The organism is Mesorhizobium sp. P2_E6 (genome assembly GCF_056403835.1).
On the sequence record NZ_JBFUEQ010000003.1, the window covers coordinates 284,849 to 310,055 of the forward strand.

28 protein-coding genes and 1 tRNA gene are annotated in these 25,207 nt (G+C 63.3%); 13 read left to right on the forward strand and 16 right to left on the reverse strand.

The window, feature by feature from the left end; all coding sequences use genetic code 11:
- Nucleotides 1-3: 3 nt before the first annotated feature.
- From AC1D08_RS09280 to AC1D08_RS09290, 3 genes are all read left to right on the forward strand, one after another.
- On the forward strand, nt 4-822 hold the full coding sequence (locus AC1D08_RS09280) for an adenosylcobinamide-GDP ribazoletransferase (protein ID WP_457150231.1): 819 nt from the start codon (nt 4-6) through the stop codon (nt 820-822).
- A gap of 40 nt (nt 823-862) precedes the next feature.
- A complete protein-coding gene (gene cobT / locus AC1D08_RS09285) occupies nt 863-1,873 on the forward strand; it encodes a nicotinate-nucleotide--dimethylbenzimidazole phosphoribosyltransferase (protein WP_477422995.1) in 1,011 nt (336 codons plus the stop codon).
- Between the two features lie 92 nt (nt 1,874-1,965).
- Nucleotides 1,966-2,235: a hypothetical protein gene (locus AC1D08_RS09290; RefSeq protein ID WP_457150233.1), complete on the forward strand. Its 270-nt coding sequence runs from the start codon at nt 1,966-1,968 to the stop codon at nt 2,233-2,235.
- A gap of 147 nt (nt 2,236-2,382) precedes the next feature.
- On the opposite strand, the gene AC1D08_RS09295 is transcribed toward AC1D08_RS09290, so the two are convergent.
- Together AC1D08_RS09295 and AC1D08_RS09300 are read right to left on the reverse strand one after the other, a co-directional pair.
- Nucleotides 2,383-2,458, reverse strand: a tRNA-Lys gene (locus tag AC1D08_RS09295).
- A 106-nt stretch (nt 2,459-2,564) separates the two neighbouring features.
- Nucleotides 2,565-3,473, reverse strand: a complete 909-nt coding sequence (locus tag AC1D08_RS09300) for a PhzF family phenazine biosynthesis protein (RefSeq protein ID WP_477422997.1) — start codon at nt 3,471-3,473, stop codon at nt 2,565-2,567.
- Nucleotides 3,474-3,574: 101 nt separating this feature from the next.
- Between AC1D08_RS09300 and AC1D08_RS09305 the strand changes: the two genes are divergently transcribed.
- The 3 genes from AC1D08_RS09305 to AC1D08_RS09315 are packed head-to-tail and all read left to right on the forward strand — an operon-like array spanning nt 3,575 to nt 6,799.
- Nucleotides 3,575-4,867, forward strand: coding sequence for an efflux RND transporter periplasmic adaptor subunit (locus tag AC1D08_RS09305; RefSeq protein ID WP_457150235.1), 1,293 nt, complete (start codon nt 3,575-3,577; stop codon nt 4,865-4,867).
- Between the two features lie 4 nt (nt 4,868-4,871).
- Nucleotides 4,872-5,579, forward strand: a complete 708-nt coding sequence (locus tag AC1D08_RS09310; RefSeq protein ID WP_457150236.1) for an ABC transporter ATP-binding protein — start codon at nt 4,872-4,874, stop codon at nt 5,577-5,579.
- A 2-nt stretch (nt 5,580-5,581) separates the two neighbouring features.
- Nucleotides 5,582-6,799, forward strand: a complete 1,218-nt coding sequence (locus tag AC1D08_RS09315; RefSeq protein ID WP_457150237.1) for an ABC transporter permease — start codon at nt 5,582-5,584, stop codon at nt 6,797-6,799.
- Between the two features lie 86 nt (nt 6,800-6,885).
- Here AC1D08_RS09315 and AC1D08_RS09320 read toward each other — a convergent pair whose 3' ends face one another.
- Both AC1D08_RS09320 and AC1D08_RS09325 read right to left on the reverse strand, forming a co-directional pair.
- The gene (locus AC1D08_RS09320) at nt 6,886-7,401 is read right to left on the reverse strand and encodes an SRPBCC family protein (protein WP_457150238.1); all 516 of its coding nucleotides are present in this window, start codon (nt 7,399-7,401) and stop codon (nt 6,886-6,888) included.
- Nucleotides 7,379-7,744, reverse strand: a complete 366-nt coding sequence (locus AC1D08_RS09325; RefSeq protein ID WP_457150239.1) for an ArsR/SmtB family transcription factor — start codon at nt 7,742-7,744, stop codon at nt 7,379-7,381. The genes AC1D08_RS09320 and AC1D08_RS09325 overlap by 23 nt, the downstream gene beginning before the upstream one ends.
- A gap of 168 nt (nt 7,745-7,912) precedes the next feature.
- Between AC1D08_RS09325 and AC1D08_RS09330 the strand changes: the two genes are divergently transcribed.
- The gene (locus tag AC1D08_RS09330) at nt 7,913-8,155 is read left to right on the forward strand and encodes a hypothetical protein (protein ID WP_457150240.1); all 243 of its coding nucleotides are present in this window, start codon (nt 7,913-7,915) and stop codon (nt 8,153-8,155) included.
- Here the strand turns inward: AC1D08_RS09330 and AC1D08_RS09335 are convergent.
- Both AC1D08_RS09335 and AC1D08_RS09340 read right to left on the reverse strand, forming a co-directional pair.
- Nucleotides 8,152-8,868 carry a hypothetical protein gene (locus tag AC1D08_RS09335; RefSeq protein WP_457150241.1) on the reverse strand — a complete coding sequence of 239 codons (717 nt, stop codon included), beginning with the start codon at nt 8,866-8,868 and terminating at the stop codon, nt 8,152-8,154. The genes AC1D08_RS09330 and AC1D08_RS09335 overlap by 4 nt on opposite strands.
- A 7-nt stretch (nt 8,869-8,875) precedes the next feature.
- Complete coding sequence (locus tag AC1D08_RS09340) at nt 8,876-9,988, reverse strand: endonuclease/exonuclease/phosphatase family protein (protein ID WP_457150242.1); 1,113 nt, start codon at nt 9,986-9,988, stop codon at nt 8,876-8,878.
- 186 nt (nt 9,989-10,174) lie between these two features.
- Here AC1D08_RS09340 and AC1D08_RS09345 point away from each other — a divergent pair, with 186 nt between their 5' ends.
- Nucleotides 10,175-10,732, forward strand: coding sequence for a BA14K family protein (locus AC1D08_RS09345; RefSeq protein ID WP_457150243.1), 558 nt, complete (start codon nt 10,175-10,177; stop codon nt 10,730-10,732).
- Nucleotides 10,733-10,929: 197 nt separating this feature from the next.
- Here the strand turns inward: AC1D08_RS09345 and ilvC are convergent, their stop codons facing one another.
- The gene (gene ilvC / locus AC1D08_RS09350; RefSeq protein ID WP_095087167.1) at nt 10,930-11,949 is read right to left on the reverse strand and encodes a ketol-acid reductoisomerase; all 1,020 of its coding nucleotides are present in this window, start codon (nt 11,947-11,949) and stop codon (nt 10,930-10,932) included.
- A gap of 24 nt (nt 11,950-11,973) precedes the next feature.
- Nucleotides 11,974-12,627, reverse strand: a complete 654-nt coding sequence (locus AC1D08_RS09355; protein WP_457150244.1) for a TetR/AcrR family transcriptional regulator — start codon at nt 12,625-12,627, stop codon at nt 11,974-11,976.
- 157 nt (nt 12,628-12,784) lie between these two features.
- On the opposite strand from AC1D08_RS09355, the gene AC1D08_RS09360 reads away from it, so the two are divergent.
- A complete protein-coding gene (locus AC1D08_RS09360) occupies nt 12,785-13,216 on the forward strand; it encodes an anthrone oxygenase family protein (protein WP_457150253.1) in 432 nt (143 codons plus the stop codon).
- A 14-nt stretch (nt 13,217-13,230) separates the two neighbouring features.
- On the opposite strand, the gene AC1D08_RS09365 is transcribed toward AC1D08_RS09360, so the two are convergent.
- A complete protein-coding gene (locus tag AC1D08_RS09365) occupies nt 13,231-13,689 on the reverse strand; it encodes a MarR family winged helix-turn-helix transcriptional regulator (RefSeq protein WP_457150245.1) in 459 nt (152 codons plus the stop codon).
- A 96-nt stretch (nt 13,690-13,785) separates the two neighbouring features.
- Here AC1D08_RS09365 and AC1D08_RS09370 point away from each other — a divergent pair, with 96 nt between their 5' ends.
- Both AC1D08_RS09370 and AC1D08_RS09375 read left to right on the forward strand, forming a co-directional pair.
- On the forward strand, nt 13,786-14,091 hold the full coding sequence (locus AC1D08_RS09370) for a Rieske (2Fe-2S) protein (protein ID WP_457150246.1): 306 nt from the start codon (nt 13,786-13,788) through the stop codon (nt 14,089-14,091).
- A gap of 1 nt (nt 14,092) precedes the next feature.
- The gene (locus AC1D08_RS09375; protein ID WP_457150247.1) at nt 14,093-14,806 is read left to right on the forward strand and encodes a glutathione S-transferase family protein; all 714 of its coding nucleotides are present in this window, start codon (nt 14,093-14,095) and stop codon (nt 14,804-14,806) included.
- Here AC1D08_RS09375 and AC1D08_RS09380 read toward each other — a convergent pair.
- Together AC1D08_RS09380 and AC1D08_RS09385 are read right to left on the reverse strand one after the other, a co-directional pair.
- A complete protein-coding gene (locus tag AC1D08_RS09380; protein WP_457150248.1) occupies nt 14,769-15,953 on the reverse strand; it encodes an FAD-dependent oxidoreductase in 1,185 nt (394 codons plus the stop codon). The two genes, AC1D08_RS09375 and AC1D08_RS09380, sit on opposite strands and share 38 nt — an antisense overlap.
- Before the next feature lie 143 nt (nt 15,954-16,096).
- On the reverse strand, nt 16,097-16,507 hold the full coding sequence (locus AC1D08_RS09385) for a winged helix-turn-helix transcriptional regulator (protein ID WP_457150249.1): 411 nt from the start codon (nt 16,505-16,507) through the stop codon (nt 16,097-16,099).
- 136 nt (nt 16,508-16,643) lie between these two features.
- Here AC1D08_RS09385 and AC1D08_RS09390 point away from each other — a divergent pair, with 136 nt between their 5' ends.
- Complete coding sequence (locus AC1D08_RS09390; protein WP_457150250.1) at nt 16,644-17,534, forward strand: SDR family oxidoreductase; 891 nt, start codon at nt 16,644-16,646, stop codon at nt 17,532-17,534.
- Between the two features lie 44 nt (nt 17,535-17,578).
- On the opposite strand, the gene AC1D08_RS09395 is transcribed toward AC1D08_RS09390, so the two are convergent.
- The 4 genes from AC1D08_RS09395 to AC1D08_RS09410 form a co-directional block, all read right to left on the reverse strand.
- On the reverse strand, nt 17,579-18,619 hold the full coding sequence (locus tag AC1D08_RS09395) for an SDR family oxidoreductase (RefSeq protein ID WP_457150251.1): 1,041 nt from the start codon (nt 18,617-18,619) through the stop codon (nt 17,579-17,581).
- Nucleotides 18,620-18,654: 35 nt separating this feature from the next.
- Nucleotides 18,655-20,574: a potassium transporter Kup gene (locus AC1D08_RS09400; protein ID WP_477423000.1), complete on the reverse strand. Its 1,920-nt coding sequence runs from the start codon at nt 20,572-20,574 to the stop codon at nt 18,655-18,657.
- A gap of 183 nt (nt 20,575-20,757) precedes the next feature.
- Complete coding sequence (locus tag AC1D08_RS09405) at nt 20,758-22,671, reverse strand: potassium transporter Kup (RefSeq protein ID WP_457151497.1); 1,914 nt, start codon at nt 22,669-22,671, stop codon at nt 20,758-20,760.
- A gap of 97 nt (nt 22,672-22,768) precedes the next feature.
- Nucleotides 22,769-23,509, reverse strand: coding sequence for a pyridoxine 5'-phosphate synthase (locus tag AC1D08_RS09410; RefSeq protein WP_457151498.1), 741 nt, complete (start codon nt 23,507-23,509; stop codon nt 22,769-22,771).
- A gap of 113 nt (nt 23,510-23,622) precedes the next feature.
- On the opposite strand from AC1D08_RS09410, the gene AC1D08_RS09415 reads away from it, so the two are divergent.
- Nucleotides 23,623-24,039: a SpoIIAA family protein gene (locus tag AC1D08_RS09415; protein WP_457151499.1), complete on the forward strand. Its 417-nt coding sequence runs from the start codon at nt 23,623-23,625 to the stop codon at nt 24,037-24,039.
- 36 nt (nt 24,040-24,075) lie between these two features.
- On the opposite strand, the gene AC1D08_RS09420 is transcribed toward AC1D08_RS09415, so the two are convergent.
- The gene (locus tag AC1D08_RS09420; protein ID WP_457151500.1) at nt 24,076-25,203 is read right to left on the reverse strand and encodes an ATP-dependent DNA helicase; all 1,128 of its coding nucleotides are present in this window, start codon (nt 25,201-25,203) and stop codon (nt 24,076-24,078) included.
- Between the last annotated feature and the right edge of the window lie 4 nt (nt 25,204-25,207).

Below are 25,207 nucleotides of genomic sequence, written 5' to 3' on the forward strand. Positions count from 1 at the left end.
AGCATGATCCCGAAAAATGGCAGCCGGTTTTGGGAAGAAATTCGACTCAAATTCCAGAACTTCAGCCGTTCGCCCCGGCAAATCCCCAGCGATATCGCGCTTTGCCTGGTCTTCTTCACCCGGCTGCCGCTGCCCGTCTTCGACTTTCGTGGCCGCAGCCTTGCATCCGCGATCTGGGCCGCCCCGGTCGCCGGCCTTGTCGTCGGCCTGATCGGCGCCATCGTCTTTGCCACGGCGGAACGGTTTGGCCTCGCCATGGGGCCGTCGGCAGCGCTTGCCCTTGTGGCAACCCTGCTCACCACCGGCTGCCTGCATGAGGATGGGCTCTCCGACGTCGCCGATGGCTTTGGCGGCGGCAAATCGCGCGGCCGCAAACTCGACATCATGCGCGACAGCCGCATCGGCGCCTACGGCGCCGCAGCACTCGCTCTGTCACTGCTGATCCGCTGGAGCGCACTGCAGGAATTCGTCGAACCCACGCAGGCCCTCTTCGCACTCGTGGCTGCACATGCCGCCTCGCGCGGCGTGCTGGGCGTCTTCATGCACCTTTTGCCCCCGGCCCGATCCGATGGTCTCTCGGCCGATTCCGGCACGGTTTCGTTTGAAACCGCCATCGCCGGTGCCGTGCTCGGCGCGGTACCGCTGCTTTTGCTCGGGCTCGGCGGCGCCATTGTCGCGCTCGTCTTGCTTGGCCTGCTGTTTGCCGCCTTCCGCGCCCTTTGCCTCAACCAGATCGATGGCCAGACCGGCGACACGATCGGCGCTTTGCAGCAGCTGAGTGAAATCGCCGTGCTGCTCGTCGCTTCTGTAGCTCTCTCCTGATACCCCCTTGGCCTGATTCCCTTTTGGAGACTTTGCCCCCATGCCCTTCAAATCGCTCGATGAACTGCGCGCCGCTTGCGTCGATCTACCCGCCGGCAGCGATGCCGCCGCAAATGCGGTCGCCCGCCGCCAGGACACGCTGACCAAGCCGCAAGGCAGCCTCGGCCGGCTCGAGACCATCGCCTCGTGGCTGGCACGCTGGCAAGGCCGCGATATGCCAAAACTCGACCGGGTGAAGGTCTTTGTCTTCGCTGGCAACCACGGCGTTACAGCACAAGGCGTCTCGGCCTATCCTTCCGAAGTCACGGTGCAGATGGTGGCGAATTTCGCCGGCGGCGGTGCCGCCATCAACCAGCTCGCCCGCATCGCCGGCGCCGAACTCGACGTCATTCCGCTCGATCTCGACCATCCCACGGGCGATTTTACACAAGGGGCGGCGATGGACGACAAGGCGTTTCTCGCAGCCGTGTCAGCTGGCTATGACGCGGTGACGAAGGACCTTGATCTGGTCTGCTTCGGCGAAATGGGCATCGGCAACACCACGCCGGCAGCCGCCATTTCGGCAGCGCTGTTCGGGGGCGGCGCTGAAAAATGGACAGGCCGCGGCACCGGCGTCGACGACGCTGGCCTCAAGCGCAAGGTGGTCGCCATCGAGGCCGGCCTGAAGCGCCATGCCGCCGCCCTTGCCGATCCGCTGGGGGTTGCCGCTGCACTCGGCGGGCGCGAACTCGCCGCCATCTTCGGTGCCACGCTCGCCGCCCGCCATCTGGGCATACCCGTGCTGCTCGATGGCTTCGTCTGCACCGCCGCCGCCGCCCCACTGGCAAGGCTGCACCCGGCAGGTCTCGCCCATACGATCGCAGCACACGTCTCGGCCGAATCGGGCCATCGCGGCCTGCTCGAAGCGCTCGGCCTGCCGCCGCTGCTCGATCTCGGCATGCGGCTTGGCGAAGGCTCCGGCGCCTGCCTCGCCGTCAACATCGTCCGCTCGGCGCTGGAGTGCCATGCCCGCATGGCAAGTTTTGCCGAGGCTGGGGTGTCGGAGAAGTAAACGCCGAGTTCCCGCTTAGATCGGACAAGCCACAGTCATCACAGCAAGGGCGGTATCTTTCAATTGTAACGATTCTCGAATAGGTCTGGTGGATGAAAAAGCTTCATCCTGCTGCCGCTGCTGTGACTATCGCCGTGCTGCTTGCAGTTGTGCTTCGGCGTAATGGATATTCAAGTTACGGCCCGATCGACACTGCGATTCTGGCGGTTTTCCTGGTTTTCTTCTGGTGGCTCATCAGTGATTTTTCGGGCCGCAAGGCCAGCATTGATGCCGATGGCCATCAAAGTTCGGACAACGGCATCGCATTTCGGCTCGGCAGGTTTCTGAACCGCATTTTTCGGCGCGGCAATCGCAGCCTTTGATGCCCCGTTGAGGGTGCCGCCGGTCAAATCGCCATGAAGGCCAGGTTCACAACCAGTCTTGGGAAGACCGCACCATAACCGGCGCATGCCCGAGACGCGTCAACGCGTCTCGCTTTCAGGTCTTTTCCACCAAGTCTTTGAAGAATTTGGTGGGTGCGCACAGGATTGAACTGTGGACCCGCTGATTAAGAGTCAGCTGCTCTACCAACTGAGCTACGCACCCACTCGGCCGGCGAAAACCGGCGTTGGCGGGCATATAGCCGCCACCATCGGTCCTGTCCAGCCCTGCCGGAATCATTTCCCGACAAATCGACCGAGCCCGTCTACGGTTAGACGAACAGTCTGCCTTCCGCCACCTTGACCGCGTTGCCACCGATACGCGCCGAGGCCAGTTTTCCGCCTTGCACGGTCAGTTCGAGGCGGATGCGCGACGGCCGGTGCATCTCCAGCCCCTGCTCGATCCACAGTTGCGAAACACCGTCGGTCGGCGCGTCGAAATGCATGATGGCGCCGGCGAAGGCGGCCGCCGCCGAGCCGGTCGCCGGATCCTCATAGGACGGCGTGCCCGGCACGATCATGCGGACATGGAACGCGCTTTCGTGGTTCACCGTCTCGCGGCAATAGACATAGGGGCTGGCAAAGGCCCACTCGCTCTTGCGCGGCGCCAGTTCCGACCACGCCTGGTTGTCCAGCCGGATTCGGCCCGCCGCTTCGAGATTGGCAACCGGGATGGTCACATAGGGCACGCCCGCCGACCAGAACGAGACGCGGTGATTCTCGAAGCCGATCTCATGCGGCGCCAGCCCAAGGGCCGCGCCGATCGCCTCCGGATCGGCTTCGAGCTTCAGCGGCTCCGGCAGCTTCGCCAGATCGAATTCGGCGAAGGTGTCGCCATCATGCTTGCTGACGGCGCAACGCACGGGACCGATGTTCTCTTCCAGCACGAAGATGCCAGCGCCGCCATCTCCCGCCAGTTCGGCCAGCGCGATCGCCGAACCCACTGTCGGATGGCCGGCGAACGGCATTTCATAGTCGGGGGTGAAGATCCGGATGCGGTTTTTGTGCTTGGGATTGTCCGGCGGCAGCACGAAGACCGTTTCGGACAGGTTGAACTCGCGCGCGATGGCCTGCATCGCGGCCGTGTCCAGACCTTTGCAATCCAACACCACGGCCAGCGGGTTGCCGGCCAGTCGCTCGGTCGTAAACACGTCGTAAAGTAAGTAATTCCGGGTTTGCATGCCTGCCTCAATCCCAACATGGGCGAAATTTAATTTGATATTTGAACCAGTAACCCTGATCTGTGCACAGATAGGGACATTGCGCATCATAGGGGTCCAACGTGGACCAGATTGTCAACCTGCCAAAGACGGAATCGGATTCCGCCATCGAGACGGCGCTCGGGCTCGACAGGCAAGGTCTGCGCAAGACGCGTCGGCGTGGCTGGCTCTATGCGCTGCTGACACTGATCGTGCTTGCTGCGGGGCTTGGCCTTTATCAGTGGTATGCCGGCTCGCCGGCCAAGATCGACTACACCACCGTGCCGGCCGCCAAGGCCGATCTCACCGTCGCGGTGTCGGCGACCGGCACGCTGCAGCCGCTCACCCAGGTAGACATTTCCAGCCAGTTGTCCGGCATCATCCGTTCGGTGTCCGTCGAGGAAAACCAGCAGGTCAAGAAGGGCGATGTGCTGGCCGCCCTCGACACCGCCAAGCTGCAGGTCCAGATCGAGCGGGCGCAGGCGTCCGCCAAGGGTGCGGCCGCCAATGTCGAGGACGCCACGGTGACGCTCGCCGAGAATGAGAAGGCGCTTGTCCGCGCGGCCTCGCTGACCAATCGTGGCATGGCGACCGACCAGTCGCTCGAGGCGGCGACCGCGACGCGCGACCGCTCCAAGGCGGCGCTCGACAGCGCTGAGGCCAATCTCGCCATCGCCAATGCCGATCTGAAATCACAGCAGACCGACCTCGCCAACAGCACTATCTATGCGCCGATCGACGGCATCGTGCTGACGCGCTCGGTCGACCCCGGCCAGACGGTCGCCTCCTCGCTGCAGGCGCCGGTGCTGTTCATCATCGCCGCCGATCTCAGAAACATGGAGCTGGTGGCGGCGGTCGACGAGGCCGACATCGGCGCGGTCAAGACCGGCCAGCATGCCCGTTTCACCGTCGATGCCTTCCCGGACCGGCCGTTCGACGCCGAGATACGCGACATTTCCTATGCCTCGGTCACCACCGACGGCGTCGTCACCTACAATGCGCGGCTTGAGGTCGACAACAACGAGCTGTTGCTGCGGCCCGGCATGACCGCAACCGTTTCGGTCGTCACACGGCAGGCCAAGGACGTGCTCACCGTACCCGCCACCGCCTTCCGTTATCGCCCAGCCCAGCAGGCGGCCCGTGGCTGGAGCCTCACGGACCTGTTCACCGGCCGCATGGGTCGCCCCGGCGGCAACCGCCAGCGCCAGGCCGCGACGACGCCCACCGACGGCTCGCGCACGCTCTATGTGCTGGAGAATGGGCGGCCGCATCCGGTCAACGTCAAGATCGGCTCAACCGATGGCGAGCTGACCGAGATCACCTCGGGCCTGAAGGAAGGCGCTGAGGTCATCACCGCATCGCAGCAGCGGAGCTGAGGCCGTGGCTGCCGGTGCTGCCCTCATCACCTTCGACAAGGTCTGGAAGACCTACGGCCAGGGCGAAGCCAAGGTCCATGCGCTGGCCGGCGTCGATCTTGCCATCCGGCGCGGCGAATTCGTCGCCATCATGGGCCCATCCGGCTCCGGCAAGTCGACGGCGATGAACATCATCGGCTGCCTAGACACGCCGACGGCCGGCACCTATTCCTTCATGGGCATCGACGCCGGCCGGCTCGACCGCAACCGCCGCGCCATGCTGCGCAACCTCTATGTCGGCTTCGTCTTCCAGGGCTACAATCTCTTGGCCCGCACCACGGCAGCTGAAAATGTCGAACTACCGCTGATCTATCGCGGCGTTGCCGCTCACGAGCGCCGCGATCTTGCCATGCAGGCGCTGTCCCAGGTCGGCCTTGTCGGCCGCGAGCACCACACGCCTGCCGAACTGTCCGGCGGCCAGCAGCAGCGCGTGGCGATCGCGCGCGCCATCGTCACAAGGCCCACGCTGCTCGTCGCCGACGAGCCGACCGGCAATCTCGACACCGCGCGCACGCACGAGATCATGGAGTTGCTGACGCAGCTCAACACCGAACTTGGCCTGACCATCGCCATGGTCACGCATGAGGCCGACGTCGCCGGCTATGCCGAGCGCACCATTCGCTTCCTCGACGGCCACGTCGCTTCCGATTCCATGAAGCTGGAGACGGCGTAACCATGATCTGGGAAACTGTCCGCCTCTCCTTGCGCTCGATCCGCCGCAACGTGCTGCGTTCGTTCCTGACATTGCTCGGCATCGTCATTGGCGTTGCCGCCGTCATTGCCATGCTCACCATCGGCTCCGGCACCACGCAAAAGGTCAAGGCCGACATCTCCAAGCTCGGCAGCAACCTGCTGGTCGTCCGCTCCGGCCGCCCGGCCGGGCCAGGCGGTCCGGGCGGGCTCGACCAGGTGGTCCGTCCGCTGGCCGAAAAGGACCTCGCGGCACTGGTCGCGCATCTAACCGGCGCGCGCGCCATTTCGCCGGCCTCGCAAAAGCAGGTCCGCGTCATCTTCGGCACCGAAAGCCTGACCTCGGGCGTCACCGGCACCGACAGCGCATATCTCGATGCGCGCGACTGGAAGCTGGTTTCCGGCCGTCCGTTCAGCGATTCCGAAACCCGCTCCGGCACCGGCGTCTGCCTGATCGGCGAGACGGTGCGCCAGCAATTCTTCGGCGCCGGTGACCCGGAAGGTGAGTTCATCCGCGTCAACCGCACCTCCTGCAAGATCATCGGGCTGCTCGAGCCCAAGGGCTATACCGGCTTCGGCCAGGACCAGGACAATGTGGTGCTGATGCCGCTGCATGCCTATCAGCGCCGCATCGCCGGCAACCGCGACATCGACAACATCTACATCGCCGCCGACGACACGACGCCGACCAGCGAGTTGCAGCCGCGCGTCGAGGACATTTTGCGCGATATCAGGCGTGTCACCCCCGACCGCGAGAGCGATTTCGCCATCCGCGACATGACCCAGATCGCCGACGCCATGGCCAGCGCCACCACCACCATGACCGGCATGCTGGGCGCGGTTGCCGGCGTCAGCCTGCTGGTCGGCGGCATCGGCATCATGAACATCATGCTGGTCTCGGTCACCGAGCGGACGCGCGAGATCGGCATCCGGCTCGCCATCGGCGCCCATGAAAAGCACATCCTCATCCAGTTCCTGGTCGAGGCGACGGTGCTGTCGCTGCTCGGCGGCATCATCGGCATCCTGATCGGCCTGGCGCTGGCCGGCCTCGCCTCGGTGGCGCTGACCATTCCCTTCGCGCCAAGCCCGGCGGTCATCCTGCTCGCCGTCGGTTTTTCGGCGCTGATCGGCATGGTGTTCGGCTTCTTTCCGGCGCTGCGCGGCGCCAGGCTCGATCCGATCGACGCGCTGCGGCACGAGTAGGCCCAGGCCAGCTCCCCACGGCGATCTCGCCGGGGGGCTGTTCCGTGTCGTGAATTCCCATGCGACCGACCGCGAGATCAAGGGCCTCATGACCCTCCCAAGTTCGCGCCCAGGGTGACGAGGAGCTCGTCCAGTTGCTCGAACTGCTCGCCCATCGCATCCGCCGCCCCGGTCCCGGCAGCGTCGAGAGCTTCCTTCGAGGGATAGAGTTCGTGCAGGACCAGCAGCGTCTTGCCACCCTTTTCCTCGAAGGTCACCGTGGTGACGGGTCCAACGTCACCACCTTCGTCATTGGTCCAGACGAGGCGCGAGTGCGGTGTCACTTCGATATACCTGCCGAAGAACTCGTCAGAGTTTGAGGCATCGTGGCCGAACACCAGACGGTAGGTGCCACCGGTACGAACATCCATCTCACAGGAACGCAGGAACATGCCCATCGACTTCGGCGCCCACCACTGCTTGAACAGTTCGGGCTTGGTCCACGCCTCGAACACGATGCGCGCCGGGCCGTTGACGGTTCGCGTAACGACCAGCTCTCGGTCGGACTTCCGTTCGACCGTCGTGCGGTTGTTCATGGGCTCACTCTCGCTTTTTTTGTCCATCGACTTTCTCCTTCCGTTTCAATTCCTCGACAACCTTGTCCAATTCGTCGAAGCGTGCGTCCCAGAGCTGGCGGTACCTCTCGATCCATGCCGCCTCTTCCTCCAGTCGGCGCAGGCCGAGCTTGCAGGTCCGCACGCGCCCGACCTTCTCGGTGATGACGAGCCCCGCCTGCTCCAAGACGCCGACATGCTTCTTCATGCCCGTGAGGGTCATGTGAAACTTCTCGGCAAGCTCCGTGATCGAAGCATCGGAACGTCCGAGCTGCTCCAGAACGCCGCGTCGGGTGGTGTCCGAGAGCGCGGCGAACGAGGCATCAAGATGGGGGCGAAAATAGTGAACCATGTGGTTCAGTATTTAGCAGACGCATTGGCGACATGCAACAGGGGTACCCGGCGCGCTGCGTGCTCGCCGCCATCGCTTCCAAATCGACCTCATTTCGATGCAGATTCGATCGACTCGGCGATCTCCAGGCCCTAAGGCAAGATATCTCTGGTCGGGGGCGAACAGCACATGAGCAAGAAGGCACGACTGATCCTGGCGATGGTCGTCATCGAAGCAGTCCTTGCAGGCATCTGGTGGTATCTCGCCCGCTTCGGCATGGCCGATCCCGATCGGGTTACCGCCGATTTCCAGACAGTGGTCGGACAGACCATGGGAATGGCGATGGGCGGCTTGCTGGGTCTTGGCTTTATCTTGTTCTTCGTCGCCGCCCGCAACGATCGCAAGGCGGCGCAGGACAAGACGCTTCGCTAGTCCACGCCCGCAAAATGCCACTCGACCAGCGGCTTCATATGCGCCGCCAATCCGTCCGGCAGGTCGGCGGCGTGGCGGATGATGACCGGCCCATCGATTTCCGGCTCGGTCTCGGTGGCGACGAAGGCTGAGATTCGCCGGGCAATTTCGTCGGCCGGAGCAGTCTCGCGATAGCGGCGGAAGATCACCGTACCGCTGGCCGTCGACAGGACGTGGTAGCGCTTGCCGCGTGACGCGTCCGACAGATCGAGACCGGTCTCCTCGCGCACCTCGCGGATCATGTTGAAATCGACGTCGACCTGGCCGTCGCGAAAGTCGATGGGCTCGAACGAGCCGGCGGCGAAATAGACGCGCCCGGCATTGACCGTGTGCGAGCCCATGCGGATCGCCACCAGCGCATTGTCGCCGGCCACCAGCACGGCATGGGCATAGGCATGTTCGGCGCCCGAATTCTCACGCCGCTTACGCCAAAGCATGAAGGTGGAGTAGTTGACCGCATGGCAGCGGCCGACAAGACGGTTGTCGCGATAGGTGAGTTGCGACAGCAGCACCACCGTGCCGTCGAACAGCGCCGGCTTGGCTGCCAGCTCGCGCTGCCAGTTCTCGACGATAGCCTCCGCATTGTCCAGTGCGAACGGGTGCGGGCTGGGATCGAGCCGGACGTCGACGGCATCGACCGGCAGGATGACATTGCGCGGCAGGTCGAAACTCATCGGCGTATCAGGTCATGTCCAAGGTGATCGCCACGGGACAATGATCGGATGCCTTCGGCCTGTCCCAGCCGGCGCGCGGAAACCGGTCGACCTCCTGGCCGGGCGGGAAAATCGTGCGCCAGGGCTGGCCGTTCCGGATGATGTCTGGAACGGCCGTCGCGTTGCTGGCGGCGAGCCCTTTCGACAACAGGATGTAGTCGAGCTGGCACAGATGCCGTTCTTCCGGTCCGCGCGTGTGGTAGAAACTCCAGCGGTTCATCTCCGGCCGCCGCTCGACGACGTTTTCGCAGAAGCCGCCTGCTGTCAGCACGTTGATGCAGGACTGGTTCTCGTTGACCACCTCGAAGCGGTGGCCGTCGATCGCGTCGCCGGCGATCTTCACGCGTTGCCGGTAATCATTCATGTCGCCGCAGATCGCCCATCGCTTGTCGGCGGCATGGTCCTTGCCAAAACGCTCCTCGATGATCCGGCGCACGGCTTGAGCCTCGGCGATGCGCACCGGCATCGTCGCTTCGCGTCCGTCTAGCCCGTTGCGGGGCGAGCCCATCGACTTGAAGTGCACCAGATAAAGCGTCAGCGGTACACCGCCCACGGTCACGTCGACTTCCAGGCAGTCGCGCCGGAAGATGCGCTCGTTGGCCTGGTTGCCGAGTGCCTCGAGTTCCGGCGTGTGCAGCCCGAACTGTTCGTAGGTGACGTAGGCATGGCTGGTCATGCGCACGAATTCGATCAACTGGCCCTGCGCGGTCTCGTTGCGCATCATCACGGCAACGTCGATGCCGCGCGAATCATTGCCCGAAGTGGTGTATTTCTGCCGGTAGCCCTGCCCCACCATCTTGAACAGATAGCCATATTCGAAGGCCTTCAGTGCCTCGATATTGTCGACCTCCTGCATGCAGATGATGTCGGCGCGGGTGGCCGCGATCGCCAGCGCCGTCAGCTGGCGCGTATCGTCGGACTGGGCGATGGCGCGCGCCTGCTCCAGCATCTTGTATTCCGCCTCGCTCTGGATATCGAACAGCGCCAGCGTGCGATCCTCGTTGAGCTGGTTGCGATAGCCGGAAAAATCGAACCTGTTCATCAGGTTCTCGACATTGAAGGTGGCGAGGCGCAGCGACATGTCATGACCTTTGCCCGCAAGCGCGGCGGAAAACAAGGTCGCAGGACCGCCAGCGGAGATCGATCGGTCCTGACGCCACTCGCGCCATGGTTGACGGAACCTTTCCGTTCATCCGCCGTTCAGATGCAAACATCCACAATAGGCCCCCTAAAATAGGCGTGGGGCCTGTGTCTCTTGGAGAGTGCAATGAACTCGCTCTTTTCTTCCACGGTCAAATCCGGGCTGATAGCCCTCGGTATCCTGTCCGGCGTCACGGCGCCGTCCGCCGCAGGGCCGATGATGCAGCCCGACGTGTCGATCCCCGCCAGCACTGCGGCGCCGATGGTGGTTCGCGAAGGCTGGGCGGGCGGCAACAATGGCGGCAATTGGAGATGGCGCCGGTCGGGCAATTGGAATGGCGGAAACGGACACTGGAACGGTGGCCACGGACACTGGAATGGCGGCGGCGGAAACTGGAACAATGGAGACAATTGGCGTTGGCGCCATGGTCGCCATCATTATCACGGCGGCGGCTACTACGATGACGGCGCGGCTGCCCTTCTAGGCCTTGGCCTTGGGCTCGGCATCGGCAGCATGTACAACAACTACAATTACTACGACGCGCCACCGCGCCGCTACTACCGCACGCGGGTTTCGAGCGCCCATGTCCAATGGTGCTATAACCGCTACCGGTCGTATCGCGCCTGGGACAACACGTTCCAGCCCTATGGCGGCCCGCGTCAGCAGTGCTACTCGCCCTATTGACGAGCTAGTCTGTAGCGGAGCCCTGACATGACAAACGGCGCCATGTGGCGCCGTTTTTCATTTTCAGCTCTTCGAACCCAAGGACTTCGAGCGCAAGGTTCAGTTCTTGGCCTTGTCGACCAGCTTGTTCTTGGAAATCCCCGCGTGCCCGCAGGGCGAAGCCCGAGGACACGCAAAGGCAAGAACGTGGATTTAACTTAGTTCTTGGCCTTGTCGACCAGCTTGTTCTTGGAAATCCACGGCATCATCGCGCGCAGCTTGGCGCCGACTTCCTCGATCTGGTGGCTGTCATTGTTGCGGCGAATGCCCTTGAAGCGCGACATGCCGGCGCGATATTCCTGCATCCATTCCGAGGTGAACTTGCCGGTCTGGATGTCCTTCAGGACGCGCTTCATCTCGGCCTTGGTCTCGGCGGTGATGATGCGCGGGCCGGAGACATATTCGCCCCATTCGGCGGTGTTCGAGATCGAATAGTTCATGTTGGCGATGCCGCCTTCATAGATCAGGTCGACGATCAACTTGACCTCGTGCAGGCACTCGAAATAGGCCATTTCCGGCGCATAACCGGCTTCCACCAGCGTCTCGAAGCCGGCGCGGATCAACTCGACCAGGCCGCCGCACAGCACGACCTGCTCGCCGAACAAGTCGGTCTCGCACTCCTCGCGGAAATTGGTCTCGATGATGCCCGAACGGCCGCCGCCGACGCCGCAGGCATAGGACAGCGCCAAGTCAAGCGCATTGCCCGAGGCGTCCTGGTTGACGGCGACCAGGCACGGCACGCCGCCGCCCTTCTGGTATTCGCCGCGCACCGTGTGGCCAGGGCCCTTCGGCGCAATCATGACGACGTCGACCGAGGCCTTCGGCTCGATCAGGCCGAAATGCACATTGAGGCCGTGCGCGAAGGCGATTGCAGCGCCGTCACGAATGTTCGGCGCGATCTCGTTGCGATAGATGTCGGCCTGCAGCTCGTCAGGCGTCGCCATCATCATCAGGTCGGCCCATTTGGCCGCGTCCGCCACGCTCATCACCTTGAGACCGTCGGCCTCGACCTTCTTGGCGGTCGCCGAGCCGGCCTTGAGGCCGATGGCGATATCCTTGGCGCCCGAATCCTTGAGGTTGAGCGCGTGCGCCCTGCCCTGGCTGCCATAGCCGATGATAGCAACCTTCTTGCCCTTGATCAGATTGAGATCGGCATCGCGATCGTAATAGACACGCATTTTGTCTTCCTTCCCGGTTATGAATCAGAGGCCTTGCGGCCGGTTGTTGCTCTTGAAAAGAGCGAGAAACTGCTGCGTCGCCCGCGCGGCATCGCCGCCGATCGCCGCCTCAGTCAATTCCAGCCGGTCGCCGAGCAGCAGACGTATCTGCACGTCGCGGGCGACCAGCCCGAAAAAGGTTCGGAACGCCGTCTCGGCATCCGCAAAGTCGAGCAGTCCAGCCTGTCGTCCGGCCTCAAGCAGCGGCTTCAGCCGCTTGGCCAAAGCGAAGCGGCCATTCTCCAGCACCACGGCGCCAAGGTTATCCTTGCCGGAACCAGCATGACTGACCGCTACGCGGTTGAGCGCGATCGAGGTGTCGCTCGAAATAACCTTCAGCCAGTCGGAAGCGAAGCGTTCGAGGCTTGCGGTCAGCGACACAAGATCGAGCCCCTTGCCATCGACTTGCGCCACCCGCACCTTGGACGCCTGCCACTGCACCGTCGCCGTCAGCAGCCCGTCACGGTCGCCGAACCATTTGTAGAGCGTTTCCTTGGAGCAGCTTGCCCGACGCGCCACGGCGGTCATGGTCAGCTGATCGCCCTCCTCGACGAGCAGCCGCAGCGCTGCGTCGAGCACGGCTTTCTGCCGCTCCGTCAGCGCTTCGCTGGTGTCGATCTCGGGCACGATGTCCAACACGCTATTCTCTCGGCAGGTAAGGCCGGCCGGTCATTTTCGGCGAGCCGTACCGTACGTTACGGTTCGCCTCTTCTATGGCGTATTGTTCCCAGCCTTGCAAGCCCTATTTCTACCTGTATGGCGTCGGCGCCGGACGGCTTGCGCGGGGAAGAAGATGCTGATCGGATTGTTGGCCTTGACGGTTGCCGCCGTATTCTCTGGCGCCGCGATCTACGTCAGTGTCGCCGAGCAACCGGCGCGGCTTCGTATCGACGACAAGGCGCTGTTGCAGGAATGGCAACCTTCCTACAAGCGTGGCGCCGCCATGCAGGCGTCGATTGCCATTGTTGCTTGCGTTCTGGGTCTCATTGCCTGGTGGCAGACTGGCGGTTTCGCCTTTCTGGTCGGCGCGGTGCTGATCATCCTGCCCTGGCCGTGGACGCTGATCGCCATGATGCCGACCAACAGGGTGCTGGAGGCGATGGACGCAGGCGCCGGCAATCCGCAAGCCCGGTCCCTGATCGTCAAGTGGGGCGATCTGCACCGGGTTCGCGTGGCCCTTGGCGTGCTGGCGACATTGGCCTTTCTCTGGGGCAGTCATTCGGCCTGACCGGCGCCAGATCATCAGTCCGCAAGGGGAGGATAGCGCAATCGACCCAGGAGTGCCGACACCATGTTCAGCTCATCAGCGGAGAGTTTGGCACCGACCAGTTCGGTAATCGATCGCCCATAGACAGCCCACATCTGGCGACGCATCTCGCGGCCCCTGGCCGTGATACGGATGGTCTGGCCGCGGCCGTCATCGGCCACCGGCAGTTTCTCGACCACCCCGTCTGCCTCGAGCCGGGCCAGCAGCCGCGAGACGTTGTATTGCGCAAACAAAGTGCGCTCGATCACCTGAAACGGCCGCAAGCCGCCCTCACCCGCCTCGGCGAGTTCGTGCAGCACGTCGTACCAGGCAAGTGGTGGCAGGCCGCTTTCCTTCAGCGCGTCTTCAGCACTTTCCACGAGCTGGCGCGAAACGCGCATCAGGCGGGCCCAGGCCGTGATGGCCTCGGGCGAAGGCATGGCTTTCTCAGTCATGGCCCACCATAGGCGATAGATGCAATTGCATCAAGCTTGACGGTCAATGCAGATGCATCTATATAGATGCAATTGCATCAACTTTGAGAACGCGTCATGAAACACGAAATCTGCAAGGTCGCCGACATTCCGCAGACGGGCAGCCTGATCGCCCCGTTCTTCGGCCGCGAGGTCCATGTCTACCGCAGCGGCGAGCGCATCCGCGCCGCCGCCAATGTCTGTCTGCACTTTGGTGGCCCGCTCGACTGCAAGGACGGCAGGTTGGTCTGCCAATGGCATGGCGCCTCGTTCGACATGGCCAGCGGCGACCGCGTCGACGGTCCGGCGCCAAAGGATTCCCGCCTGATGTTCTTGTCGACGCGCGTCGAGGACGGCGCGTTGAACTATGTCTGGGGAGAGTGAGATGACCGACAAGCTCATTCTCGTCAGCCATCCTCTCTGCCCCTATGTGCAGCGCGCGGCAATTTCACTGGCCGAAAAGGGCGTGCCGTTCGAGCGCGTCGATATCGACCTCGCCAACAAGCCGGCCTGGTTCAGAGCGATCTCGCCGCTCGGCAAGGTGCCGCTGCTGCGCGTGCAGCGAAATGGCGAGGAAACGGTGATCTTCGAATCCGCTGTCATTCTCGAATTCCTCGAAGAGACACAAGCCAATCCACTCCACCCCGCCGACCCCTATGCCCGCGCCCGGCATCGTGCCTGGATCGAGTTCGGCTCGGCAATCCTCAACGCCATCGGCCGGTTCTATTCGGCCACGACGGAGGCCGGCTTCCTCGCCGAAACCAGCGCGCTGTCGGCGATGTTCGATCGTCTCGAAGCCGAACTGGCGGACACCGAACGGAACGGACCATGGTTCGCCGGCGAGCACTTCTCGCTTGTCGACGCCGTCCACGGCCCTGTTTTCAGATATCTCGACGTGTTCGACCGGATCGGCGATTTCGGCATTCTGGACGGCAAGCCGTTCGTCCGGGCCTGGCGTCAGGCGTTGAGGGAGCGTCCGTCGATCAGGCAGGCCGTCGCGCCGGACTACCCGCAGCGCCTGCATACCTTTCTGCGGGCGAAGAAGTCGCAACTCACGACGATTATTCAGCGGAACGATCTGGCCATCGCGCTTCCTTGAGCCCGATACACCTGAACGGATCAACCACCGTGCCGGCCACCATCGAGGCAAGGAACTGTGGCGCCGGCGGGACTCTTGCCACCGTCGCCACCAGCCTGTCGCGGATGAAGGGCAGCGCCATGGAGTCCGACTGGTAGAAGGGCGTGAACGCCAGCGACAGCGCCTGGAAGACACGCACGTGCCACCGCCGTGCCTTCGCATAGGCTTCAAGTGCCGCCTCGACGTCTGGCGTCCGCGCCAGCGCATGGCTGAGCGCGGCCGCATCGAGCAGCGCCATGTTCGCCCCTTGCCCCAGCTGCGGACTGGTCGAATGCGCGGCGTCGCCGATGACGGCCAGCCGCCGCCCGGCCGGCCGCTTCATCGTGTGGTGGCCGTAGCGCGCCAGCGAAAGTTGGTCGAAATCCTCGATCTGGCTGGTGTATGCCTCGCTCTCGGGCCACAGCCGAACCACCCTCTCCTTCCAGGCGTCGAGGCCCCGGTTGCGCACCTCATCGGCGTCCGCCGGCTTCAGGCTCCAGAAGAAGGCCGCCATCTTTTCAGCGCCCGGCTGCGGCCGGCCGATCGGCAGCACCCCGATCATCACGCTGGCCTTGTCGTAGCGCTGCAATAGCGCGTGCTCGTCGAAACCTTCATCGCGCCAGCGCAGCGAGGCCCAGAACGCGCCGTAGGTGAGCGGCCGTGGCGCGCCTGCATTGCCCGTGCACTGCCGCAGCTTCGAGCGTGAGCCGCTGGCGTCGACGACGAAGTCGAACGGCCCTTCCCTGCGGCCGTTGCCACAGACCAGCGTTGCCCGTTCGCCGGTCTCCAGAGTCTCGATCTCGACACCTGTCTCGATGGCGATCGCTTCGCGCTGCACAGCACGAAAGAGCACGCCGAACAGAGCCGCCCGATGCACCGCCAGCCCGAAGCGGTGGCCGCGCTGGGCATCATAGCGGACGTCGAGAACAGTGCGGCCGGTGGCGGCATCGGCGCCATGCAGTCGGTCGATACGGCTGCCAAGCGCCAGTATGTCGTCGAGCAGGCCGAGATCAGCCAACACCGTCAGCCCGGTCGGCTGCAGGATCAGCCCGGAACCGACCGGCTTCGGCTCCTCGAAGCGCTCGAACATGGTGACCTTGTGCCCGGCGCGCTTGAGATAGAGCGCCATGGCGAGCCCCGCCGGGCCGGCCCCGGCAATCGCGATATCGTAGGAAATGCCAATGCCCCCAAAGCCGAACTCGCCGGACAGTCCTTCAGCGGGCGGACTAAATCAAGCCGCAGCCCTTGGCTTTGTCCGCTTCGCTGGCCGGCTCACCCTTGGGCCGCATCAAAACCGGCGCGCGCGTTGCGCACCGCGTCGTGGTTGAGCTCAGCCCACAGGATCAGCTGGTGCAAGGCGCCGAACATCGAGCGTCCAAGGTCGGTAAGGCTGTATTCAACGCTTGGCGGTTTGGTCGGGAACACTTCGCGATGCACATAGCCGTCGCGCTGCAGGTCGTAGAGCGTCTGGGTGAGCATGCGCTGTGAAATGTCGGGCACCAGCCGCCGCAGCTCGCCGAAGCGATAGGGCTGCTCGGCCAGTGCCGCCATCAACAGCGAGCTCCATTTGCCGTTCAGCCCCTGGATCACATCGCGGACCGGGCAATCGGCGATGTTGCCGCCATCGCTCAAGGATTTGTAGATCTCGAGCTTGGATCTGAGATTGACGATGGTGCTGTCCACGGCTGGTTCCCTGATTGTGCCTACCTCCCGAAAAACTGCCTTCTTTACGGCCACGGGTCAATTCCTATTTTAGTGCTGGTCTCTTTTTGAGACCACCTTTTGCCCCACTCCTCTCCGACCCATGCCAGGATATCCAATGAGCAAAACCCTCCTCGTCACCGGCGCTTCAGGCCAACTCGGCCGCAGCGTCATCAACCACCTGCTGGACACATTCAACGTCCCGGCGGCGCAGATCATCGCCACCACGCGCACGCCGGCCAACCTTGCCGACCTGGCGGCGCGCGGCGTTGTCGTCAGGGCCGCCGACTTCAACGATCCGGCATCACTTGCCAAGGCCTTCGCGGGCGCCGGCCGGGCGCTCATCATCTCGACCAACGAACTTGAGGTGCAGGGAAAGCGCCGTGAGCAGCAGCTCGCGGCCGTGACCGCGGCCAGCAAGGCCGGCGTCGCCCACCTGCTCTACACCTCGATGCCTAACCCCGAGCCGGGTTCACCGGTCCATTTCGCGCCCGACCACTACGACACCGAACAAGCGATCAAGGCGAGCGGCATTGCCTATACGATCTTCCGCAATGGCTGGTATGACGAGAACCTGTTCATGGCAACGCCGCAAATCCTGGCGTCGGGCCAATGGTACACGTCGGCGGGCGATGGCCGCATTTCCTATGGCGCGCGCGACGATCTCGCGGCGGCGATCGCCGCGGGGCTCGCCTCCGGCATCAACGAGAGCGCGACCTACACGCTGACCGGACCCCAGGCCTTTACGACCGCCGAGGTCGCGGCCCTTGTCACCGAAGTCACCGGCAAGCCCATCCAGGTCGTGCAGCTTTCCGACGACGCCCTGACCGAGGGCATGAAGGCAGCCGGCCTGCCTGAGCCCTTCGCCAAGCTTCTGGTGTCCTTCGACGCCACCACGCGGGGCGGCGGTCTTGGCATGGTGACGGACGCCGTGGAAAAGCTCTCCGGCCGCAAGTCGGTGTCGCTGAAGCAGTTCCTCGAGACCAACAAGGCTGCCTTGGCAGGCTGACGGTCAGGTGAGTGGTCCCGGAAGCCGAACCCCGGCTTCCGGCGCTACTTCGCCTTTTTGAGCAGACCGAGCCGGATGAGGCTTTCGCCGGTGGCAACCAGCGCGTCCTCGCGTGATCGCGGCGCCCAGCTTAGCAGGCGCACGGCCCTCGCTTTGGTTGCATTCTTGACCTTGCCCAATTCCGGCACCAACTGTGCGACTTCCGGGTTGAACAGGCCCACGATGCGCACCAGCCAATCGGGTAGTTCCCGCGTCGAGACGCGCGCCCCGGCATCGCCAAGCCGGGTTTTCAAAGTCTGCGCGATCTCCCGCACGGTCATGAAATCGCCGGCAACCGCCAGGAATCGTTTGCCCCTGGCGGCAGGATTGGTCATGGCACGCACATGCAGGTCCGCCACGTCGCGCACGTCGACAACGCCGAAGGACAGGCGCGGCAGCCCCGGCATGGCACCGTTCAACATACGCTGGACAAATTCGGTGGAGGTCGAATGGTCCGGGCCGAGCACCGGCCCGAAGATACCGACCGGATTGACGACCGCGAGTTCCAGTTTGCCACGCTCCGCGGCAATGAAATCCCAGGCGGCGCGTTCGGCGAGCGTCTTCGATTTCACATAGGCGCTAACCTTGGCCGTCGGATCGGTCCAGCTCTCCTCGGTGAACGGCTGCCCGCCGGGCGGCAGCTTGCCATAACCGATTGCCGCGAAGGACGAGGTCAGCACGACGCGCTTCACGTTCGCATCCCGCGCCGCGCGCAACACCCTGAGCGCACCCTCACGGGCCGGGATGATGAGGTCGTCTTCATGTTTCGGCACGCCGGGCGGAAATGGCGAGGCGACATGAAGCACATAGTCGCAACCGGCCACCGCATCCGGCCAGCCGGCATCGGCCATCAGATCGGCGACGGCAAACGAGAGCGCCGCCCCAGGCTCGGTGCCGCCTGCCTTGAGCATGGCCAAAACATCGGCTTCGCGTTTGGCCGAGCGCACGGTCGTGCGAACACGGTAGCCGGCGTTCAGCAGTTCGAGAATACAATGCGCGCCGAGGAAGCCGGAGCCACCGGTAACAAGCACCAATTCGCCGCTCATTCCCGCCTCCTCAACCGTTCATCGGCAAGGGCCCGTCAGATCGCCACCTGCGTACCGATCTCTACCACACGGCCGGTCGGGATCTGGAAATATTCGGTCGCGTCGGCCGCCGTACGCGCCAGGCCAATGAACAACCGGTCCTGCCAAACCGGCATGCCGGAATTGGGCGAGGCCTTGAGCGAACGTCGCGACAGGAAGAACGAGGTCGTCATGATGTCGAACTTCCAGCCCTGCTTGCGGCAGATCGCCAGCGCGCGAGGGATGTTGGGCTGCTCCATGTAGCCGAAGGTCAGCGTCACCCGCATGAACAGCTCGTTGACCGTCTCCATCTTCACCCGCTCGCTGTCGGGCACCACCGGCTGCGGCGCGGTCACCACCGAAAGGATGACGTTCTGCTCATGCAGCACCTTGTAGTGTTTCAGGCTGTGCATCAGCGCCGTTGGCGCGCTCAAGGGATCGCTGGTCAGGAACACGGCGGTGCCGGACACCAGCTGCGGCTTCTTCTTCAAGAGATTGCCGGCGAGGAAATCGAGCGGGATCTCGTTGCGCCGGGTCTTGTCGAACAGATAGCGGCTGCCGCGCACCCAGGTCCACATGCCCAGCACGATGGTGAAGGCCACAGCCAGCGATGCCCAGCCGCCCTCGAACACCTTGACGATGTTGGAGGCAAAGAAGCCGATGTCGATAAAGGCAAACAGCGCCGTCAGCGAGACGGCCAGCCACAGCTGCCATTTCCAGATACGCGTCATGACGACATAGAGCAGCACCGTTGTCACCAGCATGTTGCCAGTCACCGAAATACCATAGGCCGACGCCAGCTTGCTGGACTCGCCGAAGCCGACGACCAGCATCATCACCACCAGCGCCAGCAGGAGATTGACGCGCGGCATATAGATCTGGCCGGACTGTTTTTCAGATGTGTGCAGGATTTCCAGACGCGGCAGCATGTTGAGCTGCACAGCCTGCCTGGTCAGCGAGAAGGCGCCGGAAATCACCGCCTGGCTGGCGATCACGGTCGCAGCAGTCGCCAGCACGACCATCGGGATCAGCGTCCAGCCCTCATTCATCTCGAAGAACGGATGGCCGACCACGCCGTTCTTTGCCAGCACGAAGGCGCCTTGCCCGGCATAATTGAGCAGCAGGCAGGGAAACACGATCGCCAGCCAGGCGAGCACGATCGGCTTGCGGCCGAAATGGCCCAGATCGGCATAGAGCGCTTCGGCGCCGGTGACGGCGAGGAAGATGGCGCCGATGGTAACGAAGGCGACGTCGGGCGAATTGATCAGAAAGGCAACGATGTAGTGTGGGCTCACGGCCCACAGGATTTCCGGATCGGCGATGATGTGGTTGAGACCGGAAAGGCCAATGGCCAGGAACCATACTGCGGTCACTGGGCCGAACACCAATCCCACCCCGCCCGTGCCAAAGCGCTGTACGGCGAACACCAWGGCAAGAATGACCAGAGTTAGCGGCACCACATAAGGCTGGAAGGCAGGCGTGACGACATTCATGCCCTCGACGGCCGACAGCACCGAGATTGCCGGCGTGATGACGGCGTCACCGAAGAAAAGCGATGCCCCGACGATGCCGATGCCAAGTATCAGCGCCGAACGCTTGGGGAAACTGCCGCGCGCCAGCGCCATCAGCGACAGCACGCCGCCCTCGCCGCGGTTGTCGGCGCGCAACACAAACATAATGTATTTGATGGTGACGATGATCGTCAGCGACCAGATGATCAGCGACAGAACGCCAAGAATATCGCCGCGATCCGCCACGCTACCGCGGGACGATGCCACCAGCGCCTCGCGGAACGCATAGATCGGGCTGGTGCCGATATCCCCATAGACGACGCCAAGCGCGCCCAGCATCAACACCTTGGTGCTGTGCTGTTCGATTTCAGGATGGCTCGATTGTTCGACGGGTTCTGCCTCACTACCAGCATTGGCAAGGGCCATGGACGACACTCCAATAAGTGCGCGGTCATCTACGCTTGCTGCGATGCAATATCAAGTGCCGTCGCGTGATGGCTCCCATGCCGGCAACGCTCGGCTGCTCGGAAGATCATCGGTCCACGCGAGATTCGCGGGCTCGATCTGCAGGCATGGTCCCACCAGCAGGACCGGCAGCATATGCGTCCGTCAGATCGCTACCTGCGTACCAATCTCTACCACACGGCCGGTCGGGATCTGGAAATATTCGGTCGCGTCGGCCGCCGTGCGCGCCAGGCCGATGAACAACCGATCCTGCCACACCGGCATACCGGAATTGGGCGAGGCCTTGAGCGAACGTCGCGACAGGAAGAACGAGGTCGTCATGATGTCGAACTTCCAACCCTGCTTGCGGCAGATCGCCAGCGCGCGCGGGATGTTGGGCTGCTCCATGTAGCCGAAGGTCAGCGTCACCCGCATGAACAGCTCGTTGACCGTCTCCATCTTGACCCGCTCGCTGTCGGGCACCACCGGCTGCGGCGCGGTCACCACCGAAAGGATGACGTTCTGCTCATGCAGCACCTTGTAGTGCTTCAGACTGTGCATCAGTGCCGTTGGCGCGCTCAAGGGATCGCTGGTCAGGAACACGGCGGTGCCGGACACCAGCTGCGGCTTCTTCTTCAGCAGATTGCCGGCGAGGAAATCGAGCGGAATCTCGTTGCGCCGGGTCTTGTCGAACAGATAGCGGGTGCCGCGAATCCATGTCGACATGATCAGCCCCATCATGCAGGCGACAGTAATTGATACCCATCCGCCTTCGAATATCTTGACGACGTTTGCCAAGAAGAAACCGCTGTCGATAATGCCGAACAGCAGGGCCAGAGCCAAGGCAAGCGCCAGCTTCCATTTCCACAGCTTGCGCATCACCACGAACAGCAGAATGGTCGTCATCAGCATTTCGCCGGTCACCGAAATTCCGTAAGCGGAGGCCAGCGCACTCGAGCTGCCGAAACCAACCACCAGCAGCATCACCCCGATCGCGATGAGCAGGTTGACGCGGGGCATGTAAATCTGCCCGAGCTGCATTTCAGAGGTATGCTGCACCTCGATGCGCGGCAGAAGGTTGAGCTGCACGGCCTGACGGGTCAGTGAAAAAGCGCCTGAGATGACCGCCTGGCTGGCGATAACGGTCGCGGCCGTTGCCATGCCCACCATCGGCATCAGTGCCCAGTCAGGCAGCATCTGAAAGAATGGATTGGTCGGCCTGCCACCATTGGCCAGGACAAAGGCGCCTTGCCCGAAATAGTTGAGCAGCAGACACGGGAAAACCACGGAAAACCAGGCCATCACGATCGGCTTGCGCCCGAAATGGCCGAGATCGACATAGAGCGCCTCGGCCCCGGTCACGGCCAGGAACACGGCACCGACGGTGACAAAGGCGGCGGTCGGAGTACCGGCGAGATAATAGACGGCGTAGTAAGGATTGATCGCCATCAGGACCGATGGATCGTCCGTCAGGTGATAGAGCCCTGCAATGCCGATGGCCAGGAACCAAAGCGCTGTCACCGGCCCGAACACCGCCGCGACCTTTCCGGTGCCGAAGCGTTGCACCGAAAACAGAAGGGCCAGGATGACCAACGTGATGGGCACGACATAGGCATCCAGTGTCGGGGTCACCACCTCCAGGCCTTCGACCGCCGACAGCACGGAGATGGCCGGTGTGATGATAGCGTCGCCAAAGAACAGCGCCGCACCGCAAAGCCCGATCCCGAGAATTAGTCGGGCGCCTTTCGGATAGGCGCTTCGTGCAAGCGCCATCAGGGATAGCGTACCGCCCTCGCCCTTGTTGTCTGCACGAAGCACGAAGGCGACATACTTTATGGTGACGATGATCGTCAGCGCCCAGACGATCAGCGACAGAACGCCCAGCACATCGCTGCGCGTATCGGTGCCGGGAGAAGCATGGAGCGCCTCTCGGAAGGCGTAGATGGGGCTGGTGCCGATATCGCCATAGACGACACCGAGTGCGCCTAGCATCAGAACCTTGGTGCTGTGCTTTTCGACCTCGGAATGGCTCGATTGTTCGACGGTTCCAGCCTCGCTACCGCTACTGGCAAGGGCCATCGACCACTCTCCGACAAGCGCGCGGCGCTCTATGCATGCTGCGATACGATATCAATTGCACGCGATGGCTGCCATACTTTCAATGCGCGGCTCTACCCTACCACCCGCAGGCCTTCAGGAACCGCCCCACCGTGCCGGCCATGCCATACTCCAACGCGTCGGCTGTCAATCCATGTCCGATCGACACTTCGGCTAATGCCGGAATGCGCTTTGCCAGTGCCGGAAGGTTCCTGACCACCAGATCGTGCCCGGCATTGACCTGAAGACCGGCGGCAAGCGCGGCATCAGCGGTTTTTCCCAGTCTTTCCAATTCCTTGGCCGCTCCGGCGGGATCGGAATGATAACTACCATACGGACCTGTATAAAGCTCTATGCGGTCGGCGCCGGTGTCCCGCGCTGCCGTCACGCCCGCAGGGTCCGGGTCAGAAAACAGCGACACACGAAAGCCGCTCTTCTTCAGGCGTCTGACGATCGGAATAAGGAACGCGGCCTCGGCGGCAAAGTTCCAGCCATGGTCCGACGTCGCCTGCGCCGGATCGTCCGGCACCAGCGTCACCTGTTCGGGCTGATGCTTTTCCACAAGCACCAGGAAATCCTCGGTCGGATAGCCCTCGATGTTGAATTCCGCGCGCGGAAATTCGTCGTCGATCAGGGACCGTATCTCAGGCAGATCCGAGTGTCTCGTGTGCCGCTCGTCGGGGCGCGGATGCACCGTCAGCCCATGCGCCCCGGCTGCGAGCGCGATGCGGCCGAGGCCCGTCACGCTCGGCCACGGCAGGTCACGCCTGTTGCGCAGCATGGCGACGGCATTGAGATTGACGGAGAGTTTTGCGGGCATGGAAGCGGCCTCGGAGATCATTCGACGCGCCACCTATAATGCCTTTGGCGGGAACAGACAGGGGGTTTCGAGTGTTCCAAGCGTGATGAAGTGAGTCCGCGAAAGGAAGCGCCATGAATTTTCTCGATGCCGTACCGGCTATCCGTCGTCTCGAGACCAGCCGTGACGATCTTCTCGCCATCGATGTCGTCGGCCACGTCTCGGGGGCCGATGGCGAAAACCTTTTCGGGTTGATGGAGGCAGCCTATGCCCTTCACCCACATATCGACGTGCTGGTGCGCCTTGTCGATCACGATGGCGTCGACTGGGCCAATATTGCCGAAGAGACCCTGACGCAAGGCACCGCCCATGCAATGCAACATGTCGGCCGTTGCGCGACGATCGGCGAGCCGGACTGGACCGCCGACGCGCGACATGTCATGCGGGATGCGCCGTCAATCGAATTCAAGCATTTCGAGACCGAGGACGAAGCCTCGGCCTGGCAATGGCTTGGAGCCCGGCCGACCGAAGATCAACAGGGTCGCGGCTGAAACACGACAGCCCCGCAGGGTCTCGGCGAATGCCTGCTACCTGACGATCGTCAGCCGCTCGGCCGCGCGCGTGATCGCGGTGTAGAGCCAGCGCTGGCGGGTTTCCTTGAAGGCCCAGCTTTCATCGAACAGCACGATCTCGTTCCATTGCGAGCCCTGCGCCTTGTGCACGGTCAGCGCGTAACCATAGTCGAAATCGTCGAAGCGCTTCTTCTGCTGCCAGGGGATGTCGGCATCCGGATCCTCGAAGGCTGCCTTGAGCAGCTTGATCTTGGCGACGCCGCGATCCGGATCGTCCTCTTCCGGCGACACCAGAAGGTTGATGCCGGGCTTCACTGTCTCGCGCGACGAGGTCATCACCTTCCACAGCGAACCGTTGAGCAGGCCCTTGGCCGGATCGTTGCGCAGGCAGACGAGCTTGTCGCCGGCCTGCGGATAGTCGGCATTGAAGCCTTTGAGTTCGCGCAGCCGCTGATTGTAGCGTCGCCGCGTGCGGTTGGTGCCGACCAGCACCTGGTCGGCCTTCAGCACCAGCTCCTGGGTGACGTCTTCCTTGCCGATCACCTGGGCCGTGCCATAGTCGCCGCGCATGAATTCGCGGCCCTCGCGCACATCGAGCGCCAGCCGCAGGATCGGGTTGTCGCGCGCCTGCCGGTGGATTTCGGTGAGCAGGAAATCCGGCTCGTGGTCGGTGAAGAAGCCGCCGCCCGAAATCGGCGGCAGCTGGCCAGGGTCGCCGAGCACCAGGATCGGCGTGCCGAAACTCATCAGGTCGCGGCCAAGCTGTTCGTCGACCATCGAACATTCGTCGATGACGACCAGTTTCGCCCGCGAGATCGGGCTTTGCCGGTTGAGCGAAAAGGTCGGCGACATCGAGGTCTTGCCGGTGACCTCATCCGATACCGATTCCTCGCCCTTCGGCCGATAGATCAGCGAATGGATGGTGCGGGCGTTGATCGCGCCCTTGGAGCGCAACACCTGTGCGGCCTTGCCGGTGAAGGCGGCGAACTGGACCTGGCCGTCGACATGCTCGGCGAAATAGCGCGCCAGCGTCGTCTTGCCGGTGCCGGCATAGCCGAACAGCCGGAACAGCTGCGGCTTTCCGGTCTTCAGCCAGCGGGCAACCGCTTGCAGCGCCTCGTCCTGTTGGGGAGAGAATTCCATCAGC